This window comes from Saccharothrix coeruleofusca, from assembly GCF_014648515.1.
GTDB lineage: Bacteria > Actinomycetota > Actinomycetes > Mycobacteriales > Pseudonocardiaceae > Actinosynnema > Actinosynnema coeruleofuscum.
The window spans coordinates 147,869-167,749 of sequence record NZ_BMRG01000007.1 but is presented as its reverse complement, the minus strand read 5'-3'; the positions used below and the strand labels follow the sequence as shown (position 1 = coordinate 167,749).

Sequence of the window (19,881 nt, the reverse complement as noted above, 5' to 3'; positions counted from 1 at the left end):
AATCGGGCGGAATTCGGGCACGCCTGCATCGGGTGTGGTGCTGGCCACACCGTTTTCGCAAGTGTTAAAACTCAGGTGTCGCCCGATCGGGCGACGCACCGGACCGAGCGGGCGAGGAGGCGGTCGTGCGGGCTGACGAGCGCAAGCGGCGCATCCTCGCCAGGGCGCGGGCCGACGGCCGGGTGGACGTCGCCGAGATCGCGGCGGAGCTGTCGGTGGCGCAGGAGACCGTGCGGCGCGACCTGCGGATGCTCGACGAGCACGGGCTGGTCCGCCGGACCCACGGCGGGGCCGTCCCGGTGGAGAGCGCCGGGTACGAGACCGGGCTGAAGTTCCGGTCCGCGTCGATGGTGCCGGAGAAGCGCCGCATCGCCAGGGCCGCCGCCGACCGGCTCGGCGACGCCGAAACCGTCTTCATCGACGAGGGCTACACCCCCCAGCTCATCGCCGAGGCGCTGCCCACCGGCAGGCCGCTGACGGTGATCACCGCGTCGCTGCCCACCGCCGCGGCGCTGTCGGAGTCGCCCTCGGTGACCGTGCTGCTGCTCGGCGGCCGGGTCCGGGGGCGGACCCTGGCCACGGTGGACCACTGGGCCACCCGGATGCTCGGGGAGATGGTCGTCGACCTCGCCTACATCGGGGCCAACGGCATCTCCCGCGAGCACGGTCTCACCACGCCCGACCCCGCGGTGGGCGCGGTGAAGGCGCAAGCGCTCGCCGCCGCCCGGCGCCGGATCTTCGTCGGCGTGCACACGAAGTTCGGCGTGGCGAGCTTCCACCGGTTCGGCACCGTCGCCGAGCTGGAGGCCATCATCACCGACTCGGCGCTGCCCGCGGGGGAAGCGCACCGCTACGCCCTGCTGGGCCCCAAGGTCGTCCGGGCCTAGCCGACCCACCACAACCGCCACCACAGGACCCGATCCGCACGGGGCCTTGGTCCAGCACGTCCCGAGGAAGGCAAGACAATGAAGTCACTGCGACACGGCGGGATCGCCGCAGCGGTCCTCCTGGCCACGACGGCATGCGCGGGCGCGGGAGGCGGGGGCGGCGGGGCCGAGAACTCGATCAACGTCCTGATGGTCAACAACCCGCAGATGCAGGACCTGCAGAAGCTGACCGCCGACAACTTCACCAAGGAGACCGGCATCGCGGTCAACTTCACCGTGCTGCCGGAGAACGACGTCCGCGACAAGATCAGCCAGGACTTCTCCAGCCAGGCCGGGCAGTACGACGTGGCCACCATCAGCAACTACGAGACGCCGATCTACGCCCGCAACGGCTGGCTCACCCCGCTGGACGACTACTTCGCCAAGGACACCGCGTTCGACCAGGACGACATCCTCGAACCCATCCGGCAGTCGCTGACCGGCGAGGACGGCAAGGTCTACGCCGAGCCGTTCTACGGCGAGTCCTCCTTCCTGATGTACCGCAAGGACGTGCTCGACGCCAAGGGCATCACCATGCCGGACCGGCCGACCTGGCAGCAGGTCGCCGACATCGCCGCGCAGGTCGACGGCGCGCAGCCGGGCATGAAGGGCATCTGCCTGCGCGGCCAGCCGGGCTGGGGCCAGCTCATGGCCCCGCTGACCACCGTGGTCAACACCTTCGGCGGCACCTGGTTCACCGAGGACTGGCAGGCGCGGGTCAACGCGCCGGAGTTCAAGGAGGCCACCAAGTTCTACGTCGACCTGGTCCGCGCGCACGGCGAGGCGGGCGCGCCGCAGGCCGGGTTCGCCGAGTGCCTGAACAACATGACCCAGGGCAAGGTCGCCATGTGGTACGACGCCACGGTGGCCGCAGGCCTGCTGGAGGCCGACGACTCGCCGGTCAAGGGCAAGCTCGGCTTCGCGCAGGCGCCGGTGGTGAAGACCGAGAGCTCCGCGTGGCTCTACACCTGGGCGTTCGGCATCCAGAAGGCCAGCAAGAAGGCCGACAACGCGTGGAAGTTCATCTCCTGGGCCTCCGGCAAGGGCTACGAGGAGCTGGTCGGCAAGACCCTGGGCTGGTCCAAGCTGCCCGACGGCAAGCGCTCCTCGACCTACCAGCGGCCCGAGTACGTCCAGGCGGGCAGCTCGTTCGCCAAGCAGGCCGAGGCGGCCATCGCGGGCGCCAAGCCCACCGACCCCGGCGTGCAGCCGCGCCCGGCGGCGGGCATCCAGTTCGTCGGCATCCCGGAGTTCACCGACCTGGGCACGCAGGTGTCGCAGAAGATCAGCGCCGCCATCGCGGGCGCGTCCACTGTGGACGCCGCGTTGGACGAGAGCCAGGAGCTGGCTGACACCGTCGCCAAGAAGTACCGGGACAAGTGATGAGCAACCCCACCCCCATCGGGAGGAATTCGTGAACGCGGCGGCGCGCTGGGCCAGGCGCGCGCCGCTGCTGCCCGCCCTGATCTTCACCATCGCGGTGACCCAGCTGCCCTTCGTGGCCACGCTGGTGATCTCGCTGATGCGGTGGAACTCGCTGGACCCCCGCAACCGCGGGTTCGCGGGCGTCGACAACTACGTGGCCGTGTTCACCGACCCGGACCTGCGCTCGGCCATCGGCACCACGGTCGTGCTGACCGTGGTCGTGGTGCTGGTGAGCCTGCTGCTGGGCCTGGGGCTGGCCCTGCTGCTGGACCGCAAGTTCGCGGGGCGCGGCCTGGTGCGCACCATGCTCATCGCGCCGTTCCTGGTGGTCCCGGTGGCCGCCGCGCTGCTGTGGAAGCACGCCCTCTACAACCCGGAGTACGGCCTGCTCAACGGCGCGCTCACCTGGTTGTTCGGCGAGGGCGCCCCGCAGCCGGAGTGGATCAGCGGGATGCCGCTGACCGCGGTGGAGGCCGCGCTGGTGTGGCAGTGGACCCCGTTCATGATGCTGATCCTGCTGGCGGGCCTGCAGAGCAGGCCGCAGGACGCGGTGGAGGCCGCGCGCATCGACGGCGCCTCGTCCTGGCAGATCTTCACCCACCTGACCCTGCCGCACCTGCGGCAGTACCTGGAGCTGGGCGCGCTGCTCGGGTCGATCTACATCGTGCAGAACTTCGACGCGGTCTTCACGATCACCTCGGGCGGCCTGGGCACGGCGAACCTGCCCTACACCATCTACCAGACCTTCTACCAGGCCCACGACTACGGCCAGGCGTCCGCGGCCGGTGTCGTGGTGGTCGTCGGCTCGATCATCATCGCCACGTTCGCCCTGCGCGTGGTGTCGTCGCTGCTGCGCGAGGAGGGACGGGCATGAGCCGCGTCTGGGGCGTGCTGGCCTGGTTCTCCGGGCTGCTGTTCTTCGCGCCGGTGGCCTGGATGGTGCTCACCTCGCTGCACAGCGAGCCGGACGCCGCGACCAACCCGCCGTCGCTGACCGCGCCGATCACCTTCGACAGCTACGGCGAGTTCTTCGACTCCAACCCGTGGCCGCCGCTGATCAACTCGCTCAGCGCCAGCGTCGGCTCCACCGTCCTGGTGCTGCTGCTGGCCGTGCCCGCCGCCTACGCGCTGTCGATCAAGAAGGTCGACAAGTGGTCGGACGTGCTGTTCTTCTTCCTGTCCACCAAGATGCTGCCGGTGGTGGCGGGCCTGCTGCCGATCTACCTGGTCGCCCAGTACAGCGGCCTGCTGGACAACATCTCGTTCCTGGCCGTGCTCTACACGTCGATGAACCTGCCGATCGCGGTGTGGCTGATGCGGTCGTTCCTGGCCGAGGTGCCCAAGGAGATCCTGGAGGCCGCGGCGCTGGACGGCGCGGGCCTGGTGACCACGCTGCGCCGGGTGGTCGCGCCGGTGGCCATGCCCGGCATCGCCGCCACCTCCCTGATCTGCTTCATCTTCAGCTGGAACGAGCTGCTGTTCGCCCGCGTGCTGACCGGCGTGGTCGCGGGCACCGCCCCGGTCTACCTCACCGGGTTCGTCACCAGCCAGGGGTTGTTCCTGGCCAAGGTCTGCGCCGCGGCGACGGTGGTGTCGCTGCCGGTGCTCATCGCCGGGTTCGCCGCCCAGGACAAGCTGGTCCAGGGCCTGTCGTTGGGAGCCGTGAAGTGAGAGCAGCCGTGATCAGCGCCGTCGGCGAGGTCGAGGTCGCCGAGGTGCCCGACCCGGCTCCCGGCCCGCGCGAGGTCGTGGTGGACGTGGCCGCGTGCGGGCTGTGCGGCACCGACCTGCACATCCTGCAGGGCGAGTTCGCGCCCACCCTGCCGGTGATCCCCGGCCACGAGTTCGCGGGCGTGGTGGTCGAGATCGGCTCCGAGGTCACCGAGGTCGCGGTCGGCGACCGGGTCGCCGTGGACCCGTCGCTGTACTGCAACGAGTGCCGCTACTGCCGGTCGGGCCGCAACAACCTGTGCGCGCGGTGGAACGCCATCGGCGTCAGCCGCAGCGGTGGCGCGGCGGAGTACGCGCTGGCCCCGGTGGCCAACTGCGTGAAGCTGCCCGACCACGTGCGCACCGAGGACGCGGCGCTGATCGAGCCGCTGTCGTGCGCGGTGCGCGGGTACGACGTGCTGCGCTCCCGGATGGCCAGCCGGGTGCTGATCTACGGCTCCGGGACCATGGGGCTGATGATGCTCCAGCTGGGCAAGCTCACCGGCGCGGCCAGCATCGAGGTGGTCGACCTCAACGAGGAGCGGCTGAAGACCGCGCAGCTGCTGGGCGTCACCGCCACCGCGGCCTCCGCCGACGAGCTGGACCGGCCGGAGGGCTGGGACCTGGTGATCGACGCGACGGGCAACGCGCACGCCATCCAGGACGGGTTGGGGCGGGTCGCCAAGGGCGGCACGTTCCTCCAGTTCGGCGTGTCCGACTACGCCGCGCGGGTCACCATCGAGCCCTACAAGATCTACAACCAGGAGATCACCATCACCGGCTCGATGGCGGTGCTGCACTCGTTCGAGCGGGCCGCGGACCTGTTCGCCACCGGGGTGCTCGACCCGGAGGTGTTCATCAGCCACCGCCTGCCGCTGGCCGACTACGCCGACGCGCTGGGCATGTTCCAGGCCGGTCAGGGCCGCAAGATCCAAGTCCTGCCCTGAAAGTTCGCTCTGAGTTCCGCCCTGGCACAACGAAACGGCCCCCGCGACGCCACAGGCGCCGCGGGGGCCGTTCCGCGTCGGGTCAGCTGTTGCTCGCGCGCCTGCGCATCACGATCAGCAGCGCGGCACCGCCACCGAGCAGGCCGCCGCCGATCAGCAGCGGCACCAGGACGCTGGCGCCGGTGCTGGCCAGCTCGTCCTCGTTGGCCACCGGGACCGGGGAGACCGTCGTGGTCGTGCTGGTCGGGGCGGCCTCGGTGGTCGTGGTCGTCGACTCGACCGGGGTCGACTCGGTGGTGGTCGTCGTCGGCGGCAGCTCCTCGGTCGTCGTGGTGGTGGTGGCCGCCGTCGTCGTGGTGGTGGTGACCGCCGTGGTGGTGGTCGTGGTGGTCGTCGTGGGCACCGGCTTGACGCAAGCCGGGGTCTTCAGCTCCTTGGTGAAGGAGTACTGGTCACCGTCGGTGGCCTTGACCTTGACCACGAAGGTGTGCGCGACGTCGCCCGCGACGGTGTAGCTCTGCTTGAAGTCCGACCGGAAGGTTCTCTTCTCGATCTGCTGACCGTTGTCGGTGATCTCCAGGCCGTTGTCCTGCCTGCTGTACTGGGTCAGGTTCACCGACAGCACGGTCTTCTCACCGACGCAGGCGGCCTTGAGGTCCTTGTTGTGGGCGGACGCCGTGCCGGTGAACAGGCCCGTGATCGCGACGGCGGCGGCGATGCCCGCGGACGCGGCCACGGTGCGTGCGAACTGCATGAAATGCTCCTGAGGGAAGGGCTGAGGAGAACTGGCTCACCATATAGGGGAAAGGTCGCGTTCCCGATCGGGCAAGCGACAAGGTGCGATTCGCTTGTTGCCGATCCGTGATCTCGGCGACGCCGAAACGGACATCAGCCCCTGATCCGCCTGCGCTGGACGACCAGGACGGTGATTCCGCCCGCGAGCACCAGCAGTGCCACCGCCAGCGGCACGACCACGTCCGCGCCGGTGTCGGGCAGATCCCGGTCGGCCGCCGCCGGAACCACGGACGCGGTGAGCCGGGCGGTCGGCCAGACGAACGTCAACGGCGGCGTGGTTGTCGTCGTTAACGCAGCCGTCGTCGTCTCGACCACTGTGGTCACGGCTGCCGTCGTGGTGGTCGCCGCAACCGGTGCCGCGGCGGCAGGCGCCGCGCAGACGGGGGTGGTGAGCTCGCGGTGGAACGACCAGCCACGAGACCACTTCGGATCGTCCCACGCCCGCACAGTGACGGTGAACGCGCGCACCGCGTCCCCGGACCCGGTGTAGGCGCGCCGGAAGTGCGAGCGGAAGGAACGGTCCTCAATGGACTCCCCGCCGTCGTCCACCCGGACCCGATTGGCCCGCCTGCCGTCGTAGTCGCGCAGCTCGACCGAGAGCACCGCGCGCCCGTCCGCGCACCCGGCTTTCAGCGCGGGCGTGTGCGCGGCGGCGGGAGTGGTGGTGGCCAGGCACGTGGCCGCGATGACCGCGGCCACGGCCGCGGCTCGTGCGAGCAGCATGACGACTCCTGGGCGAAGTGGTGCTACGGCGGGACCCGCAACCCCCTATACGGACACCCGCCCGACACCGTTCACCTCAATCGCTACTCCATTCAGGTGACAAAACCGCCCTTCACCCTTCACTCACCCCCAACCCCCACGCGAGGCCGCGTCGGCCTGTCGGGATGCCTTTCGGAAAAATCACGCCCTTCGATTTTTCCGAAACGCGTGCCGATGGGCCGACTTCCAGGCGGCCGAGCCCGACCCGGCGCAGCCGGGTCAATACAGCACAGCCTCGGAGATGAGGCCGATCATGCCGGAGACCAGCCGCAGCTGCTCCACGTCGCGGATGTCGGCTTCGACCAGGCGCGGCGAGCAGATCACCACGGCCACCGCCTGGGCGCGCGAGAGCGCGACGTTCAAGCGGTTGCGCGAGAGCAGGAAGTCCAGTCCGCGCGGCAGGTCGACCGCCGCCGAGGAGGTCATGGTGGTGATCACCACCGGCGCCTCCTGGCCCTGGAACCGGTCCACCGTGCCGACTCGCACGTGCTCGTAGCCGTGCCGCTCCAGTTCCCGGCGCACCAGCCGCACCTGCAGGTTGTAGGGCGCCACCACGAGGATGTCCGAGTCGTCCAGCGCGCGGGCGTGCTCGCCGTCGGTCCACAGCCGCCCCACCAGCGACCGCACCACGTCCACCACGGCGGCGGCTTCCTCGACCGAGCCGGTGGTGTTGTGCCGGTGGTCGACCTGGCGCAGGTACAGCCCCGGCTCCAGTCCGGCGATGCCGCGCGCCGCGGCGCTGGGGTGGGCGTGCAGCAGTCCCGCGTAGGACAGGTTGGACACCGGTCGGCACACCCTCGGGTGCATCCGCCTGGTCTGGTCCAGGAAGTAGCCCAGGTGCGGCGGGATCACGTCGGCGTCGCCGATCAGGTGCCCCAGCGCCGAGGCGTCCGCCCCCGCCGGGTGGGTGCCCTGCACGACCTGCGGGAGCTGCTGCGGATCGCCCAGCAGCACCAGGTTGCGCGCGCAGGTGGACACCGCCAGCGCGTCGGCCAGCGCGAACTGGCCCGCCTCGTCCACGATCAGCACGTCGAAGGGCTGCTCGCGCAGCGCCGCGTTGGCGAAGGTCCACGCGGTGCCGCCGACCAGGTGCCCGGCGCCCTGCTCGTGCCGCCAGCGCACCAGCGCCGGGTTGTCCCTGGGCTGCTCCCACGCGCAGTCCTTGGCGGGCGTGCCCTTGGCGCGCTTGGCGGTCGGGATCGGCACGCCCGCCTCGCGGCCCGCCGCCAGCGCCGCGGTGAGCACGTTCTCCACCGCCTTGTGGCTGGTGGAGGTGACGCCGACGCTGCGACCGCCGCGGATCAGGTGGGCGATCAGCCGCCCGGCGAGGTAGGTCTTGCCCGCGCCGGGCGGCCCCTGCACCGCCAGCGTCGAGCCGTCCAGCGCGTCCACCGCCGCGATCACGTCGGAGATCACGTCGCCGCCGCGCGGCAGGCCGTCCACGCGCAGCCGCGGCGGCGTGCGGCGGACCAGGTCCACGCCGGGGTGCGGGGGCAGTTCGGGCAGCTGGTCCACGACCGCGCGGGCCAGGTCGTAGACCGCCTCGTCCTTGGGCGTCGGGCGCACCGGGCTGCCCGGCAGCACCGCCACCGGCCGCGCGTCGTCGGTCTCGTCGGCGGAGGCGCTCTCCAGCAGCAGGATCTCCTCGGCCGACTCGTCGAGCACCACCGCGTCGCGCGTGCGGTTGGCGGGCGTGCCGGGGTAGAGCAGGCGCACCTGGTCGCCCTTGGCGAACGGGTGCGGGCGGTCCGGGTCGCAGCGGGCCCGCACCTCGCGCTTGGCCTTGCGCACCCGGCCCGACGGCATGGTCCAGTGCTCCGCGCGCACCGACACCGGCACCGCGCAGGCGTTGTCCGCCTCCAGGTCCGGCAGCGGCGCGGCGACCTGGCGGAAGAAGTCCCACCACGCCGGGTTGGTCTCCCGCCGGTGGTAGCCGACCGCCGCGGCCAGCAGCGCCCGCGCCCGCTCGTCGTCGGTGGCCTCGGCCGGGTTGTCCGGCAGCCCGGCCAGCAGCGGGTCGACCACCGCGGCCAGCCGCTCGGCGCGCTCGGCCCGGCGCTGCGCGGCCAGCTCGTCCTCGACCTCCCGCAGCAGCGATGGCTCGGGCGCCTCGGCCGCGATGCCCGCCTCGGCGCGGATGTCGAGCAGGAAGCGGTAGAGGCGGTGGGTGGAGACGCAGTCGTAGGCGTTGTACTCGGCGATGCCGTCGAGCACTTCCCGCGCGCGCTCGGGGTCCACCCCGACCAGCGCCAGGTACTGCTCGTAGGCCTCGATGCTGGACACCGCCGTGGTCACCTCGCCCGCGCGGGCCGACGGCATGTAGAGCGGTTCGAGGTACTTGATCGAGTACGACCGCTGGGAGACCCGCAAAGCCTTGCGCACCACCGCGTAGAGGTCCACCAGCGCGCCCGAGCGCAGCAGGTGGTCCACCTCCTCCTCGCGGGTGCCGTGCAGGGCGGCCAGCCGCTTGAGCGCGTTCACCTCGTACGGCGCGTAGTGGTAGACGTGCGCGCCGGGGTGCTCGGCGACGCGGGCCGTGGCAAGGTCGACCAGCCGCTCGAACGCCTCCTTCTCCTGCGGCCGGGTGTGCGCCCAGAAGGGGGTGAACCGCTCCTCTGGCGTGACCACGCCGAACAGGTACTCCAGGCCCTCGCCCGCCAGCGCGTACGGGTCGCCCTCCATGTCGAAGAACAGGTCGCCGGGGCTGGGGTCGGGCAGCGCGGCCAGCGCCTCCGGGGCGACCACCTCGTAGGCGACCTTGCCGACCGGGTCGTCCTCGGTGCGCGAGGAGTCCTGGATGACCTGGAGCGCGGCCTGCGCGCGCAGGGCGGTGAAGGTGGCCTGCGACATCGTGGCCGGGCGCTGGGTGGCGGTGGCGTTGGCCAGCGCGTCGATGGTGCCCAGCCCGGCGGCGGCCAGCTTGCGCCGCTGGTCCGCGCGGATGCCCGCGACCAGCGACAGGTCGCGGTCGCGCTCCCGGCCCTCGGCGCAGTGCCGGGAGAACCGGCAGGTCGCGCACGCCGGGCGCTCGTCGTCCCACAGCCGCTCGGGCAGGGCGGGCCGCTTGGCCCGCAGCCGCGCCAGCAGGTCGCGCACCACCGGCAGGAAGTCCGCGGCCCGGAAGGTGCGGGTGCTGCCGTCGCCCAGCAGCAGGTGCGTGGCCGGGCCCGCGTGCTCGCCCAGCGCGTGCGCGTAGGCGGTCAGCTGCACCACGGCCGCCGGGGTGGCGTGCCGGGCCAGCTTCGCGTCGTGCGGCTCGTAGCCCCGGTCGGTGGCGACCAGGAAGTCGGCGCGGCCGTGGAAGCCGTCCTCGTAGAAGACGCCCTGGTAGATCACCGGAGCCCCGGCGGCGATGGCCTCGCGGGTCTGCCTGGCGGCCAGGGTGAGCGCCTCGTGGGTGGGCGCGGGCTGCGGGATCTCCACCACGGCGTGCCGCTCGCGGAAGCGCTCCAGGATCGCCTGCTCGTGCTGCAGGCCGTGCTTGGCGGCCAGGGTGTCGCGCTGCGGTTCGCCGACCGGCGCACCGGGCAGGCCCAGCGCCGCGGCCAGCGACAGGGTGCTGCGGTGCTCGCACTCCAGCAGGTCGACCAGGTCCGCGGGGGAGTGGACCAGACGGCCGTCGGCGCTCAGCATGACCGGCAGTATCGCGGCCGGGTTCGCCCGGACAGGGGAACCCGATCGGCGTTTCGCGGATGATCCTCCCCCCACCGCGCCCGCAAGTACCACCCGACCCGCCCGCGAGGGCCGGTGAGTACTACCCGAGGTGCGCGAACGCTCGGTTCGCGGTGTCCGAACGCTCGGTTCGCGGTGCTTGGACGCGCGACTCGCGCGGGGTCCGCTGTGGACTCACCAGGGGGCTGGTGCGTAGTCCTTCAGGAAGCAGCCGTACAGGTCCTCGCCGCGCTCGCCGCGCACCACCGGGTCGTAGACCCGCGCGGCCCCGTCGACCAGGTCCAGCGGCGCGTGGAAGCCCTCGGCGGCCAGCCGCTGCTTGGTCGGGTGCGGGCGCTCGTCGGTGATCCACCCCGTGTCCACCGCGGTCATCAGGATGCCGTCGGAGAGCATCTCCTGGGCGCTGGTGCGGGTCAGCATGTTCAGCGCGGCCTTGGCCATGTTGGTGTGCGGGTGGCCGGGGCCCTTGTAGCCCCGGCTGAACTGGCCCTCCATCGCGGAGACGTTGACCACGTACTTGCGCCGCGCGGGCGAGGCCGCCATGGCCGCGCGCAGCCGCGAGATCAGGATGAACGGGGCGGTGCTGTTGCACAGCTGCACTTCCAGCAGCTCCACCGGGTCGACCTCGTCGACCCGCTGCACCCAGCTGTTCACCGGCGCCTGGTCGGGCACCAGGCCGCCCGCGTCGATCTCCTTCGACCCGGCCACCAGCGCCAGCGAGGTCACCGCGGGCACGGTGTCGGCCAGCCCGCCGGTCAGCGCCACCGGGTGCGCGGTGGCGGTGTGCCCGAAGGTCACCAGCTCCGGCAGCGGCCCGGCGGGCAGCGGGGCGGACTCGGCGGCCACCAGCGGCGCGTAGGCGTCGGGGGAGCGGCGCACGGTCTGCGCCGCGTTGTTGATCAGGATGTCCAGCGGCCCGGCCGCGGCCACCGAGTCGGCCAGCGCCACCACCTGGGACGGGTCGCGCAGGTCGATGCCGACCACGCGCAGCCGGTGCAGCCAGTCCGCGCTGTCGGGCATCGAGGCGAACCGGCGCACGGCGTCGTGCGGGAACCGGGTGGTGATGGTGGTGTGCGCGCCGTCGCGCAGCAGCCGCAGCGCGATGTACATGCCGATCTTGGCGCGTCCGCCGGTGAGCAGCGCGCGGCGGCCGGTCAGGTCGGTGCGCGCGTCGCGCTTGCTCCGGTTGAGCTCCGCGCACGGCGGGCACAGCTGGTGGTAGAAGGCGTCGACCTCGGTGTAGCGGCGCTTGCAGGTGTAGCAGGACCGGGCCCGCAGCAGGGTGCCCGCCTTCTCACCGGGCGCGGGCTCGCGCAGCAGCACGCCCCTGGTCTCGTCGTCCACGCGGGTGGGCGAGCCGGTGGCGGTGGCCTCGATGACCGCGCGGTCGGCTGCGGTCACGGCCTCGCGGCGGGCGGCCTTGCGGCGCTTGCGGACGCTTTTGTAGATGCCCGCCGTGGCGCGGCGGATCGCTACCGCGTCGGGGTGCTCGGTGGGCAGGTCGTCCACCTGGGCGAGCACCTTCAGGGTGATCTCCATCAGCGCCGGGTCGATCCCCACCTGCGCGTCCTCGGTCGTGCTCATCACGCGGAACTCTACCTGGGCGGTATTTCGAGACCGGATGGGTGAAATTCACGTGAGGCAGCGCTAGGGTGCCCCGCATGTCAGTCGCGGGTGGCGGTCCGCGGGTGCGCCGGTTGGCCCACCCGGACGCCGAGATCAAGCCCAGGTCGCTGCGCCTCCCCCGCGGTCGCCCCGTCGTGGCGGTGCTCGGCACGACCGGTGAGCGGTTGGCGACCGAGCTGTCCTCGGCACTGCTGCCGGTGCTGCGCGCGGTGCTGGTCACCGCCGAGCGGCACGCCGCCGCGGTGGTCACGGCCGGTGCCGACACCGGTGTCGCGCACCTGGTCGGCCTGGCCGCCGAGGCGGTGGAGGGGCGCCTGCCCCGGCTGGTGGGCGTGGCCCCGTCCGGCCGGGTGGCGGCCGACGACGCCGAACCCAGCCAGGACGAGGTGCGGCTCAACGCCAACCACGACACCGCCGTGCTGGTGCCGGGCGCGCGGTGGGGCGAGGAGGTGCCCGCGCTGCTCCGCTTGGTGGAGGCGGTCGCGGGCAAGCGCCGCCCGGCGCTGGCGCTGCTGGTCGGCGGCGACGAGGCCGCCCGCGCCGCGCTGGTCGAGCACCTCGGCCGGGACCGGCCGCTGCTGGTGCTGGCGGGCACCGGCGGGCTGGCCGACGAGATCGCCGCCGGCGAGCTGGCGGAGGACGACGATCTGCCCGTGCTGCTGCGCGGCGGCCAGGTCGCCGTCGTGCACCTGGACGAGGGGCCGGACCGCGTGGGGGCGGTGCTGCGCCGCGTCCTGGGGGCCAAGCCGGGCGCGTCGGTGCGCGCCGACGTGCCCCCGCTGGCGGTGTGGCCCCGGCTGCGCTTCCGCGCGCCCGAGGCGCAGCCCGTGGTGGACCCCGGTTACGTGCTGGACTACCCGCTGCTGGCGGACGCCATCCACGAGGCCAACCAGCTGGTCGCCCCCGCGCTGCACGAGTGCGAGGTGGAGGCGCTGCGGGCGCGGGAGCGCGGGCGGCTGCTGGTGGCGCTGGCCATCGCGGCCGGGTTCGCCACCACCTCCTTCGCCGCGCTGCAGGTGTGGCTGCGCGGCGTGCCGTGGCCGGGCGTGCTGGTCGCGGTCTCGGGAGCACTGGCCGCGGTGCTCGCCGTGGTCTCCCGAGGCGCGGGCGACGCCGAGGCGCGGACCAGGGCGGAACTGCTGCGCGCGCTGTACTTCGACCACCTGGCCGCGCCTCCCGCCGCCGACGACGCCGAACGCGAGCAGCGCGTGCGGGAGTTGGCGACCGCGGTGGCCCGGCACCGACACGAGCCGGTGAGCGCGTCATGAGCGATCAGACCAGGAGCACGGCGGCCGAGGTCGAGGGCGGGGCGGTGGAGCCGGTCGCGGAGACGCCCGCCGCGCGGCGCTCGGCCGCTCGCCGGGCCACCACGCCCGACGCCCCGCCCAAGCGTCGGGCGGGGACCAAGTCGGACGCCCCGACACAGGCGACCTCCGTCGCGGCCACTCCCACCGAGGAGGCTCCGGCCAAGCGCCGGTCGACGGCCAAGCCGCAGGCGGGTTCGCGAGCGCCCCGCCCGGCCAAGGTCGACGCCGCGGCCAGAGCGGCCGACCACCGCGAGCAGTTCCTGCGCGCCTACCTGCGCCACCGGGTCGGCGAGCGGCTGGCCCGCTTCGAAGCGGCCGAGGCCGCGTACGCCAGGGCGTGGCGCTGGACCACCTTCATGTCCGTGCTGCTCTACACGGGTGCCGCGGCGCTGGGTGCGGTGGCCGTGGCCGACCCGCACCGGCGCGCGCTGTGGGGCTTCCTGGCCACCGTGGCCGCTGCCGCCGCCACGTCGGTGACGGTCTACGAGGCCGCGTTCGGGTTCCGCGCCCACGCCCGGCGCTCGGCCAGCGGGGTCGCCCTGCTGCACCTGCTGGAAGCGCACGGCGCGCCGGAGGGCGAGGACGGCGTGCAGGCGTTCCGCACCGAGGTCGAGAGCGTGCTGCGGCACTCGGACTGACCTCGACCGAATGCGCCCGCCACCCCTGACGGGACCGCCTGCGCGGTCCCGTCAGGGGTGGCGCAGGCCGTTCACCAGGAGGGTCAGCAGGCGGTCGGCCTGTGCGGGGTCGTCCTGTGCGGCCCAGGCGATGGCGCCCACCATCTTCAGCACGTCGGCCGCGACCGCGTCGGCGACGACCGCGCCCGATCGGCGCGCCCGCGCCAGCAGCGCCGTCCCCACCTCGAACACCTCCGCGTGCCAGGCCGACACCGGGTCGTCGTCGCGGTCGAGCGCCGAGTTCAGCACCGCTGCCGACAGGCCCCGGTAGGTCAGCCCGTGCCGCAGCGCCGCGCGCAACCACGTGATCAGCGCCTCGACTTCGTCCTCGTCGGTCAGCAGTTCGCGGCCGAGCCGGACCAACCCGCTCACCTGCCCGGCCAGCACCGCCTCGACGAGGTCGAGCCGGGTGGGGAAGTGGCGGTACAGCGTCCCGCTGGCCACCCCGGCCCGCCGGGCGATCTCGTCCAGGGAGGCGTCCGCGCCGGACTCGGCGAACACGACCTTCGCCTGCTCGACCAGCCGCTCGCGGTTGCGCCGGGCGTCGGCCCTGCGCGGCTGCCCGGCGGGTGGCCGCGGATCTCGGTCTGGCAGGGCGATCACCTCGACCTTGTCAACCGGGGACGTGGTCCGTTACCGTGCCACCAACCGGACTGTGCCTCATTTTAGCGGCGCGGCCCACCCGAGTTCGGAGGGGGCGGCCCGATGGCGCTCACCCAGCACGACCGGACCGACATCCACGACCTGATCAACCTGCACGGTCACCTCGTGGACGCAGGCGAGCTGGACCGGGCGGACGAGCTGTTCACCCCGGACATCACCTACGACGTGACCGACCTCGGCTTCGGCTCGCTGCGCGGGATCGCCGCCATCCGCGAGGCCGCGCGCGTGCTGGGCGCGGCCAACCCGGTCGGCCACCACGTCACCAACATCGTGATCACCCCGCTCGACGACCGGTCGGCGCGGGTGCGCTCCAAGGGGATCGGGGTCAACGCCGACGGGACGGTGGGCAGCGTCGTCTACGACGACGTCGTCACCCGCCAACCCGGCGGCTGGAGGATCAGCCACCGCAAGGTGACCGCCAGGCGGGCGGCACCGGGCGGACGGGACGCGGACCCGCGCGGCGTGCTGGATCGCTGGCGCCGAGCAGCCGTCAACCAGTCCGTCGACGGCATGAGGCGCGTGTACGCGGCCGACGCGGTCCACGAGTTCCCGTTCACCCGCCCCGGCCTGCCGTCCCGGCTGGAGGGGCGGGACGAGATCGTGGGCTGGATCGCCGCCGGGTGGCGGGCGAACGCGTTGGAGTACCAGCGCTACCGCACCCTGGCCGTCCACGACACCGCCGATCCGCGAACGATCGTCGTCGAGCAGGAGGTGCTCGGCACCAGCGCGACCACCGGCGAGTTCGTGCTGCCCAACGTCGTCGTGCTCACCGCGATCGACGGACGGATCGCCCACCTGCGCGATTACGTCGACATCCCGGCGGCCGCGGCCGCCCTGGGACGCGACATCTGAACGGGAAGGCCGGGGGGTGGAGCGGGCGCGACGGCGGCGTGGCACTGTTGGGGGAGCTTCAACGCGACGACTGGGGGGTCGGAGTGGAGTTTCGAATCCTGGGGCCGGTGGAGGTGGCGCGCGGCGACGAGCCCGCGACGCCGCTGCGGCCCAAACCCGGACAGGTGCTGGCGGTCCTGGCCGCGCGGTGCGGCAGGCGGGTCGCGGTCGACTGCCTGCTGAACCTGCTGTGGGGCGACCACCCGCCCTACCGGGCGCGCAAGACGCTCCAGGTGCACGTCTCGGCGCTGCGGGCGGCGGGCGTCCCGGTGGTGCACCGGGACAGCGGCTACGCGGTGCTCGCGATGCCGCAGCAGGTGGACGTCCACCGCTTCCGCGAGCTGACCGCCCGCGCCGCCGCGACGGCCGACCTGGGGCGGCGGTGGGAGCTGTACCTGCGGGCGCTGGCGCTGTGGCGCGGCAGCCCGCTGGCGGGCACCGGGGCCGAGCCGCTGCGGGCGTGGCTGTGCGCCCCGCTGGAGGCCGAGCACCTGGCCGCCGTGGAGGCCGCGGCCGCGTTGCGCGCCCGGCTCGGCGGGTGAGCACCGCCCGGAGCACCCGCCCCACACGGGGGGCGCGGTGATCCGGGGAGTGTGGCAGGGTTGTCCCCGTGGAACAGGTAGTGCTGCTGGACGAGAACGGCACCGCGATCGGCACGGCCGACAAGGCCACGGTGCACCACGAGGGAACACCGCTGCACCTGGCGTTCTCCAGCTATCTGTTCGACCGGGAGGGGCGGCTGCTGCTGACCCGCCGGGCGCTGCACAAGAAGACGTGGCCGGGGGTGTGGACCAACACCTGCTGCGGGCACCCGGCCCCCGGCGAGGACGTGGAGAGCGCGGTCCGGCGCAGGCTGTCCGACGAGCTGGGGCTCGAGGTGGGACGGCTGGACCTGGTGCTGCCCGCGTTCCGCTACCGCGCGGTGATGGACAACGGCGTGGTGGAGAACGAGATGTGCCCGGTGTTCCGGGGCGTGGTGGAGCAGCGGCCCACGCCCAACCCGGACGAGGTGGACGCGGTGGAGTGGGTGCCGTGGGCGGAGTTCGCCCCGGCGGCGCTCGCGGGCACGCGGCCGATCTCGCCGTGGAGCCTGCTGCAGATCGAGCAGCTGGCGGCGCTGGGACCGGACCCGTTCGCCTGGCGGGCGGGGTCCGCGGACGACCTGCCGCCCGCCGCCAGGAAGGCCGCCTGAGCCCCTCCCCGCTGCCCGCGGTCAGCCGTTCGGCGCGGTGATCACCGCGAAGGTCGAGCCCTGCCCCCTGGCGTCGAGCTCGCCGAGGACCGTGCTGATCGGCACGTAGTTGTTGCGCTCGTCCGGCTGGCAGGCCCCGGTCCTGGCCTGCTGGCTGCCCTCCAGGATGCCCAGCGCGGTGTGGTCGGCCTGGTTGAACAGCGGGCCGCCGCTGTCGCCCGCGCGGGCGCAGATGTCGGTGTTGATGCCGACGTCGGTGGACAGCACCCGGCCGCACCGGGTGCCGGGGGAGTAGCCCGCGCCCGCGCCGCTGTCGACGGAGTCGGGGAAGTCCGCCGCGCTGGAGGCCGATCCGGCCGCGCACACCACCCAGCCCGCCTTGATGTCGGTCAGCGCGTGCGTGCCCGTGATGGGCTCCTCCTTCGAGCCGAGCACCAGGTTGCGCCGCGGCGCGCTTTCCAGCCAGGCGGTGGCGGCGTCGCCCGCGTAGGGCAGGGCGGCGTAGTCGTAGGGGTAGGAGTTCTCCTCGATGCCGTGCTGCTGGAGCACCTCCGCGCCGTTGTGCTGGACGGGCCGGTTGTTGGTCTTGCCCACCGTGCAGTGCCCGGCGGTCAGCACCCAGGCCCGGCCGTCGTGCTGACCGCCGGTGGAGCGCAGGTTGAAGCCGCTGGTGCAGCCGCCGCGGGTGCCGTTGTCGCGCCTGATGTCCAGCCGCATCCCGCCGCGCATCGGAGCGGCGCACGCCAGCGGCCCGCACGCGGTGGGGCCTGCCGAGAGCTGCGCCGAGGTCCTGGGCTCGGGCAGGTTCCTGGCCACCGCCGCCTCGCCCTCGGCGGCCACCGCCTGGCGGGCGTTCTCGGCCAGCTGCGCGCGGGCGCTGAGCGGGGTGATCCGGTTGGCGACCCAGGTCCGCGCCCAGAGGACCACCCGGTTCTCCGGCTCGCTGATCGCGGGCAGGTGCGCCGCCTCCGGCCCCGTGCCGACCTTCGCGGCGATGCGGTCCCGGACGGCGGTCAGATCGGCCAGCGACCGGGCCACCGGCTGCACGCGCACGTGCTGCCGCGAGGGCAGCAGGTCCAGGTGGGGCTCGACGCCCGCCTGCCCGGTGGCGGCCACGACCAGCACCCCGCCCGCGTCGTGGTCGACCCACATCCCGCCGTAGGCCGCGCTCGCCTTCTCGCGCAGCACGGCGTCCAGCCGCACGGCGTCCTGCTGCAGCTCCAGGCGTCGCAGGGCCTCCGCCCGATCGACGCCGAAGGTCTGGACCAGGTACCGCAGCGAGTCGTCGACCGCCGCGGGGTCGAGCGGGCGGTGGACCGACGGCTTGCTCGTGGTGGTGCTGGTCGTGGCGGTCGCGGCTGTCGTGGCGGTGCGCGGGGGACCGACCACCCCGGTGAACGCCAGCGCGGCCGCCGCGGCCGCGCCCAGCGACAGAGCGGTCAGCAGGGGGCCCGCGCCTGAGGTTCTCACGACATCTCCACACGTTCGAGGTTGCTGCCGGGTTCAACAGCGTGGTGATCATCCCCGAACGCGCGACGGGCGAGGTCTTCCCGAAAAAGCACCGATCCCGGTTCTTTCGGGAAACGCGCGCCCGGCGCGCCGGAGCTGTCGGTTGCCTGAAGGCCGGAACACCGGGGCGGGACCGTCCGTTCTGCCGGACGTGTCGACTGCCGAACTCGCCCCGCCCCGCTCCCCGGCCCGCTTCGTCGCGCTGGGCGGCGCCGCCGCCGTGGTGCTGACCGTGCTCATGGTCGGCTCGCTCGACCTGCGCCGCGCCAGCACCTCGGTGACCCTGCTGCGCCGCACCATCAGCGAGTACGCGCTGGGACCGCACCGGTGGGTGTTCGACACCGCGGTGATCCTGCTGGCGGTCGGGTCGCTGGCGATCGTGGGCGTGCTGGTCAGCCGCGGGCTGGCGCGCTGGACCTCGGCGGGCGCGCTGGCGTTCGTGGCCTGGTCGACCGGGCTGACCCTGGTGGTGCTGTTCCCCAAGCACAACTGGGCGGTGGGGCCGAGCGTCAGCGGTGACATCCACCGGGTGGCCAGCCTGGTCGCGTTCCTGAGCCTGCCGCTGGCCGCGACCCTGCTGGCCCGGCCGTGGCTGCGGCACGAGGTGTGGGGCGGCCACGCGCGCCGGGTGTTCCGGCTCGGCCTGCTCTCGGCGTTGAGCTTCGCGCCGATCCTGTACGCGGTCCTGGTCAACGCGGTGGTGGGCACGCCGTGGTGGCGGGTGGTGCCGCTGGGCTACGTGGAGCGGCTGCTGGTGCTGGTGGAGGTGGTCGCCGTCCTCGTGGCGGGGTTGTGGGCCATCGCCGCGGCGCACCGCCCTAAGGTGAGCCAATGGTGACTTGGGGTGACCTCGCCGCGTACGTCCGCGACCAGTACGACGTGATCTCCGAGCAGGACGGGGAGATCCGCATCCTGTTCGACTTCCAGCACCTCAACGAGGAGGACGAGCGCACGCAGGTGATCATCGTGGCGCGCGAGGTGCTGGACAGGAAGCACGAGTGGGTGCAGATCGCCACGCCGATGGGCCTGGCGGAGAAGGTCGACCTGCGCGAGCTGCTGGCGGAGATCGGCCGCTCCTCGATCGCCTGCGGTGCGGCGATCATGGGCGAGCACGTGGTGCTGCGGCACTCGCTGCCGCTGCAGGACCTGGACATCCACGAGTTCACCGAGCCGCTGGCGCTGCTCTCGGGCACCGCGGACACGCTGGAGGAGCAGTTCTTCGGCGGGGACGACTACTGACCTCGCCGCGGGGTACCTCCCTCCGGTGAGTTAGGGTGACCTTACTTCCTGGAGGGTGGTCCGCTGTGCCCACGAGTTCCCGGCTGGCCGAACCAGTCCCGTACGAGTCGATGACCGTGCAGGTCAGAGCCGGTCTGGGGGAGCGACGCCTGGTCGCGGCCGCCGACGCCCTGCGGCACCGGCACGAGGAGTTGCGCCGGGGCGGGGTGAGCGCGCACCGGGTGGTGGCCGAGGACGACCTGGAGCGCCAAGCCGGGGCCGTCGCGGTGGGCGGAACCGGGGCGCTGGAGCTGATCTGGCTGGACGCGGGCGAGGAGTCGGGCCGCCTGGTGCTGGTGGCCCGGCGCGACGTGCTGGCCGAGCTGCCCTGGCACGTGCTGCTGCCCGAGCTGGTCTCGGAGTGGAAGACCCACTGACCCGCGGCTCGCCCGCGCTGCCGTTGACAGCCGGGATCGGGTGGTGTCTGATCCTCTAACGGATAGGGAACTTTCCTAACCATATCGCCGCCGTGAACCCTCATCCCGACGACGTGTGGGAGGC

Annotated in this window: 19 protein-coding genes; 13 read left to right on the top strand and 6 right to left on the bottom strand. The window is 73.0% G+C overall.

The window, feature by feature from the left end; translation table 11 throughout:
* The first annotated feature begins 125 nt into the window (after nt 1-125).
* The 5 genes from IEZ00_RS19705 to IEZ00_RS19685 all read left to right on the top strand — a co-directional run bounded on the left by IEZ00_RS19705 (nt 126) and on the right by IEZ00_RS19685 (nt 5,008).
* Nucleotides 126-887: a DeoR/GlpR family DNA-binding transcription regulator gene (locus IEZ00_RS19705; protein WP_189224748.1), complete on the top strand. Its 762-nt coding sequence runs from the start codon at nt 126-128 to the stop codon at nt 885-887.
* Between the two features lie 78 nt (nt 888-965).
* Complete coding sequence (locus tag IEZ00_RS19700) at nt 966-2,309, top strand: ABC transporter substrate-binding protein (protein ID WP_189224747.1); 1,344 nt, start codon at nt 966-968, stop codon at nt 2,307-2,309.
* 31 nt (nt 2,310-2,340) lie between these two features.
* The gene (locus tag IEZ00_RS19695) at nt 2,341-3,225 is read left to right on the top strand and encodes a carbohydrate ABC transporter permease (protein WP_189224746.1); all 885 of its coding nucleotides are present in this window, start codon (nt 2,341-2,343) and stop codon (nt 3,223-3,225) included.
* Nucleotides 3,222-4,022: a carbohydrate ABC transporter permease gene (locus IEZ00_RS19690; RefSeq protein WP_189224745.1), complete on the top strand. Its 801-nt coding sequence runs from the start codon at nt 3,222-3,224 to the stop codon at nt 4,020-4,022. The genes IEZ00_RS19695 and IEZ00_RS19690 overlap by 4 nt, the downstream gene beginning before the upstream one ends.
* Nucleotides 4,019-5,008: a zinc-dependent alcohol dehydrogenase family protein gene (locus tag IEZ00_RS19685; RefSeq protein ID WP_189224744.1), complete on the top strand. Its 990-nt coding sequence runs from the start codon at nt 4,019-4,021 to the stop codon at nt 5,006-5,008. Before IEZ00_RS19690 ends, IEZ00_RS19685 begins: the two co-directional genes overlap by 4 nt.
* 82 nt (nt 5,009-5,090) lie before the next feature.
* On the opposite strand, the gene IEZ00_RS19680 is transcribed toward IEZ00_RS19685, so the two are convergent.
* The 4 genes from IEZ00_RS19680 to IEZ00_RS19665 form a co-directional block, all read right to left on the bottom strand.
* On the bottom strand, nt 5,091-5,762 hold the full coding sequence (locus tag IEZ00_RS19680) for an LPXTG cell wall anchor domain-containing protein (RefSeq protein ID WP_189224743.1): 672 nt from the start codon (nt 5,760-5,762) through the stop codon (nt 5,091-5,093).
* A 134-nt stretch (nt 5,763-5,896) separates the two neighbouring features.
* Nucleotides 5,897-6,526 (bottom strand): hypothetical protein, encoded by a 630-nt coding sequence (locus tag IEZ00_RS19675; protein WP_189224742.1) that lies wholly within the window; start codon nt 6,524-6,526, stop codon nt 5,897-5,899.
* A gap of 258 nt (nt 6,527-6,784) precedes the next feature.
* Nucleotides 6,785-10,198: a TM0106 family RecB-like putative nuclease gene (locus IEZ00_RS19670; protein WP_189224741.1), complete on the bottom strand. Its 3,414-nt coding sequence runs from the start codon at nt 10,196-10,198 to the stop codon at nt 6,785-6,787.
* 213 nt (nt 10,199-10,411) lie between these two features.
* Nucleotides 10,412-11,821 carry an SDR family NAD(P)-dependent oxidoreductase gene (locus tag IEZ00_RS19665; protein WP_209621168.1) on the bottom strand — a complete coding sequence of 470 codons (1,410 nt, stop codon included), beginning with the start codon at nt 11,819-11,821 and terminating at the stop codon, nt 10,412-10,414.
* Between the two features lie 77 nt (nt 11,822-11,898).
* Between IEZ00_RS19665 and IEZ00_RS19660 the strand changes: the two genes are divergently transcribed.
* Nucleotides 11,899-13,131: a hypothetical protein gene (locus IEZ00_RS19660; RefSeq protein ID WP_189224740.1), complete on the top strand. Its 1,233-nt coding sequence runs from the start codon at nt 11,899-11,901 to the stop codon at nt 13,129-13,131.
* Nucleotides 13,128-13,808, top strand: coding sequence for a hypothetical protein (locus IEZ00_RS19655; protein WP_189224739.1), 681 nt, complete (start codon nt 13,128-13,130; stop codon nt 13,806-13,808). The genes IEZ00_RS19660 and IEZ00_RS19655 overlap by 4 nt, the downstream gene beginning before the upstream one ends.
* Before the next feature lie 51 nt (nt 13,809-13,859).
* Here IEZ00_RS19655 and IEZ00_RS19650 read toward each other — a convergent pair whose 3' ends face one another.
* Entirely contained in the window at nt 13,860-14,450 is a 591-nt protein-coding gene (locus IEZ00_RS19650; protein WP_209621160.1) for a TetR/AcrR family transcriptional regulator, read from the bottom strand.
* A 102-nt stretch (nt 14,451-14,552) separates the two neighbouring features.
* Between IEZ00_RS19650 and IEZ00_RS36815 the strand changes: the two genes are divergently transcribed.
* The 3 genes from IEZ00_RS36815 (at nt 14,553) to idi (ending at nt 16,593) form a co-directional block, all read left to right on the top strand.
* A complete protein-coding gene (locus IEZ00_RS36815) occupies nt 14,553-15,362 on the top strand; it encodes a nuclear transport factor 2 family protein (RefSeq protein WP_229795900.1) in 810 nt (269 codons plus the stop codon).
* A gap of 83 nt (nt 15,363-15,445) precedes the next feature.
* Nucleotides 15,446-15,943: an AfsR/SARP family transcriptional regulator gene (locus IEZ00_RS19635; protein ID WP_189224738.1), complete on the top strand. Its 498-nt coding sequence runs from the start codon at nt 15,446-15,448 to the stop codon at nt 15,941-15,943.
* Nucleotides 15,944-16,011: 68 nt separating this feature from the next.
* On the top strand, nt 16,012-16,593 hold the full coding sequence (idi, locus tag IEZ00_RS19630; RefSeq protein ID WP_189224737.1) for an isopentenyl-diphosphate Delta-isomerase: 582 nt from the start codon (nt 16,012-16,014) through the stop codon (nt 16,591-16,593).
* Between the two features lie 21 nt (nt 16,594-16,614).
* Here the strand turns inward: idi and IEZ00_RS19625 are convergent, their stop codons facing one another.
* The gene (locus tag IEZ00_RS19625; protein WP_229795899.1) at nt 16,615-18,063 is read right to left on the bottom strand and encodes a trypsin-like serine protease; all 1,449 of its coding nucleotides are present in this window, start codon (nt 18,061-18,063) and stop codon (nt 16,615-16,617) included.
* Nucleotides 18,064-18,253: 190 nt separating this feature from the next.
* Between IEZ00_RS19625 and IEZ00_RS19620 the strand changes: the two genes are divergently transcribed.
* From IEZ00_RS19620 to IEZ00_RS19610, 3 genes are all read left to right on the top strand, one after another.
* Nucleotides 18,254-18,940, top strand: coding sequence for a DUF998 domain-containing protein (locus tag IEZ00_RS19620; RefSeq protein WP_189224736.1), 687 nt, complete (start codon nt 18,254-18,256; stop codon nt 18,938-18,940).
* On the top strand, nt 18,934-19,341 hold the full coding sequence (locus IEZ00_RS19615; protein WP_189224735.1) for a type III secretion system chaperone family protein: 408 nt from the start codon (nt 18,934-18,936) through the stop codon (nt 19,339-19,341). Before IEZ00_RS19620 ends, IEZ00_RS19615 begins: the two co-directional genes overlap by 7 nt.
* A 65-nt stretch (nt 19,342-19,406) precedes the next feature.
* Complete coding sequence (locus IEZ00_RS19610; protein ID WP_189224734.1) at nt 19,407-19,757, top strand: hypothetical protein; 351 nt, start codon at nt 19,407-19,409, stop codon at nt 19,755-19,757.
* The last annotated feature ends 124 nt before the right edge of the window (nt 19,758-19,881 follow it).

Excerpts from the sequence above, each read along its gene's own strand:
- IEZ00_RS19700 (WP_189224747.1), top strand. The coding sequence starts at position 966 with ATGAAGTCACTGCGACACGGCGGGATCGCCGCAGCGGTCCTCCTGGCC.
- IEZ00_RS19690 (WP_189224745.1), top strand. The coding sequence starts at position 3,222 with ATGAGCCGCGTCTGGGGCGTGCTGGCCTGGTTCTCCGGGCTGCTGTTC.
- IEZ00_RS19680 (WP_189224743.1), bottom strand. The coding sequence starts at position 5,762 with ATGCAGTTCGCACGCACCGTGGCCGCGTCCGCGGGCATCGCCGCCGCC.
- IEZ00_RS19675 (WP_189224742.1), bottom strand. The coding sequence starts at position 6,526 with ATGCTGCTCGCACGAGCCGCGGCCGTGGCCGCGGTCATCGCGGCCACG.
- IEZ00_RS19670 (WP_189224741.1), bottom strand. The coding sequence starts at position 10,198 with ATGCTGAGCGCCGACGGCCGTCTGGTCCACTCCCCCGCGGACCTGGTC.
- IEZ00_RS19665 (WP_209621168.1), bottom strand. The coding sequence starts at position 11,821 with ATGAGCACGACCGAGGACGCGCAGGTGGGGATCGACCCGGCGCTGATG.
- IEZ00_RS19660 (WP_189224740.1), top strand. The coding sequence starts at position 11,899 with ATGTCAGTCGCGGGTGGCGGTCCGCGGGTGCGCCGGTTGGCCCACCCG.
- IEZ00_RS19655 (WP_189224739.1), top strand. The coding sequence starts at position 13,128 with ATGAGCGATCAGACCAGGAGCACGGCGGCCGAGGTCGAGGGCGGGGCG.
- IEZ00_RS36815 (WP_229795900.1), top strand. The coding sequence starts at position 14,553 with ATGGCGCTCACCCAGCACGACCGGACCGACATCCACGACCTGATCAAC.
- IEZ00_RS19615 (WP_189224735.1), top strand. The coding sequence starts at position 18,934 with ATGGTGACTTGGGGTGACCTCGCCGCGTACGTCCGCGACCAGTACGAC.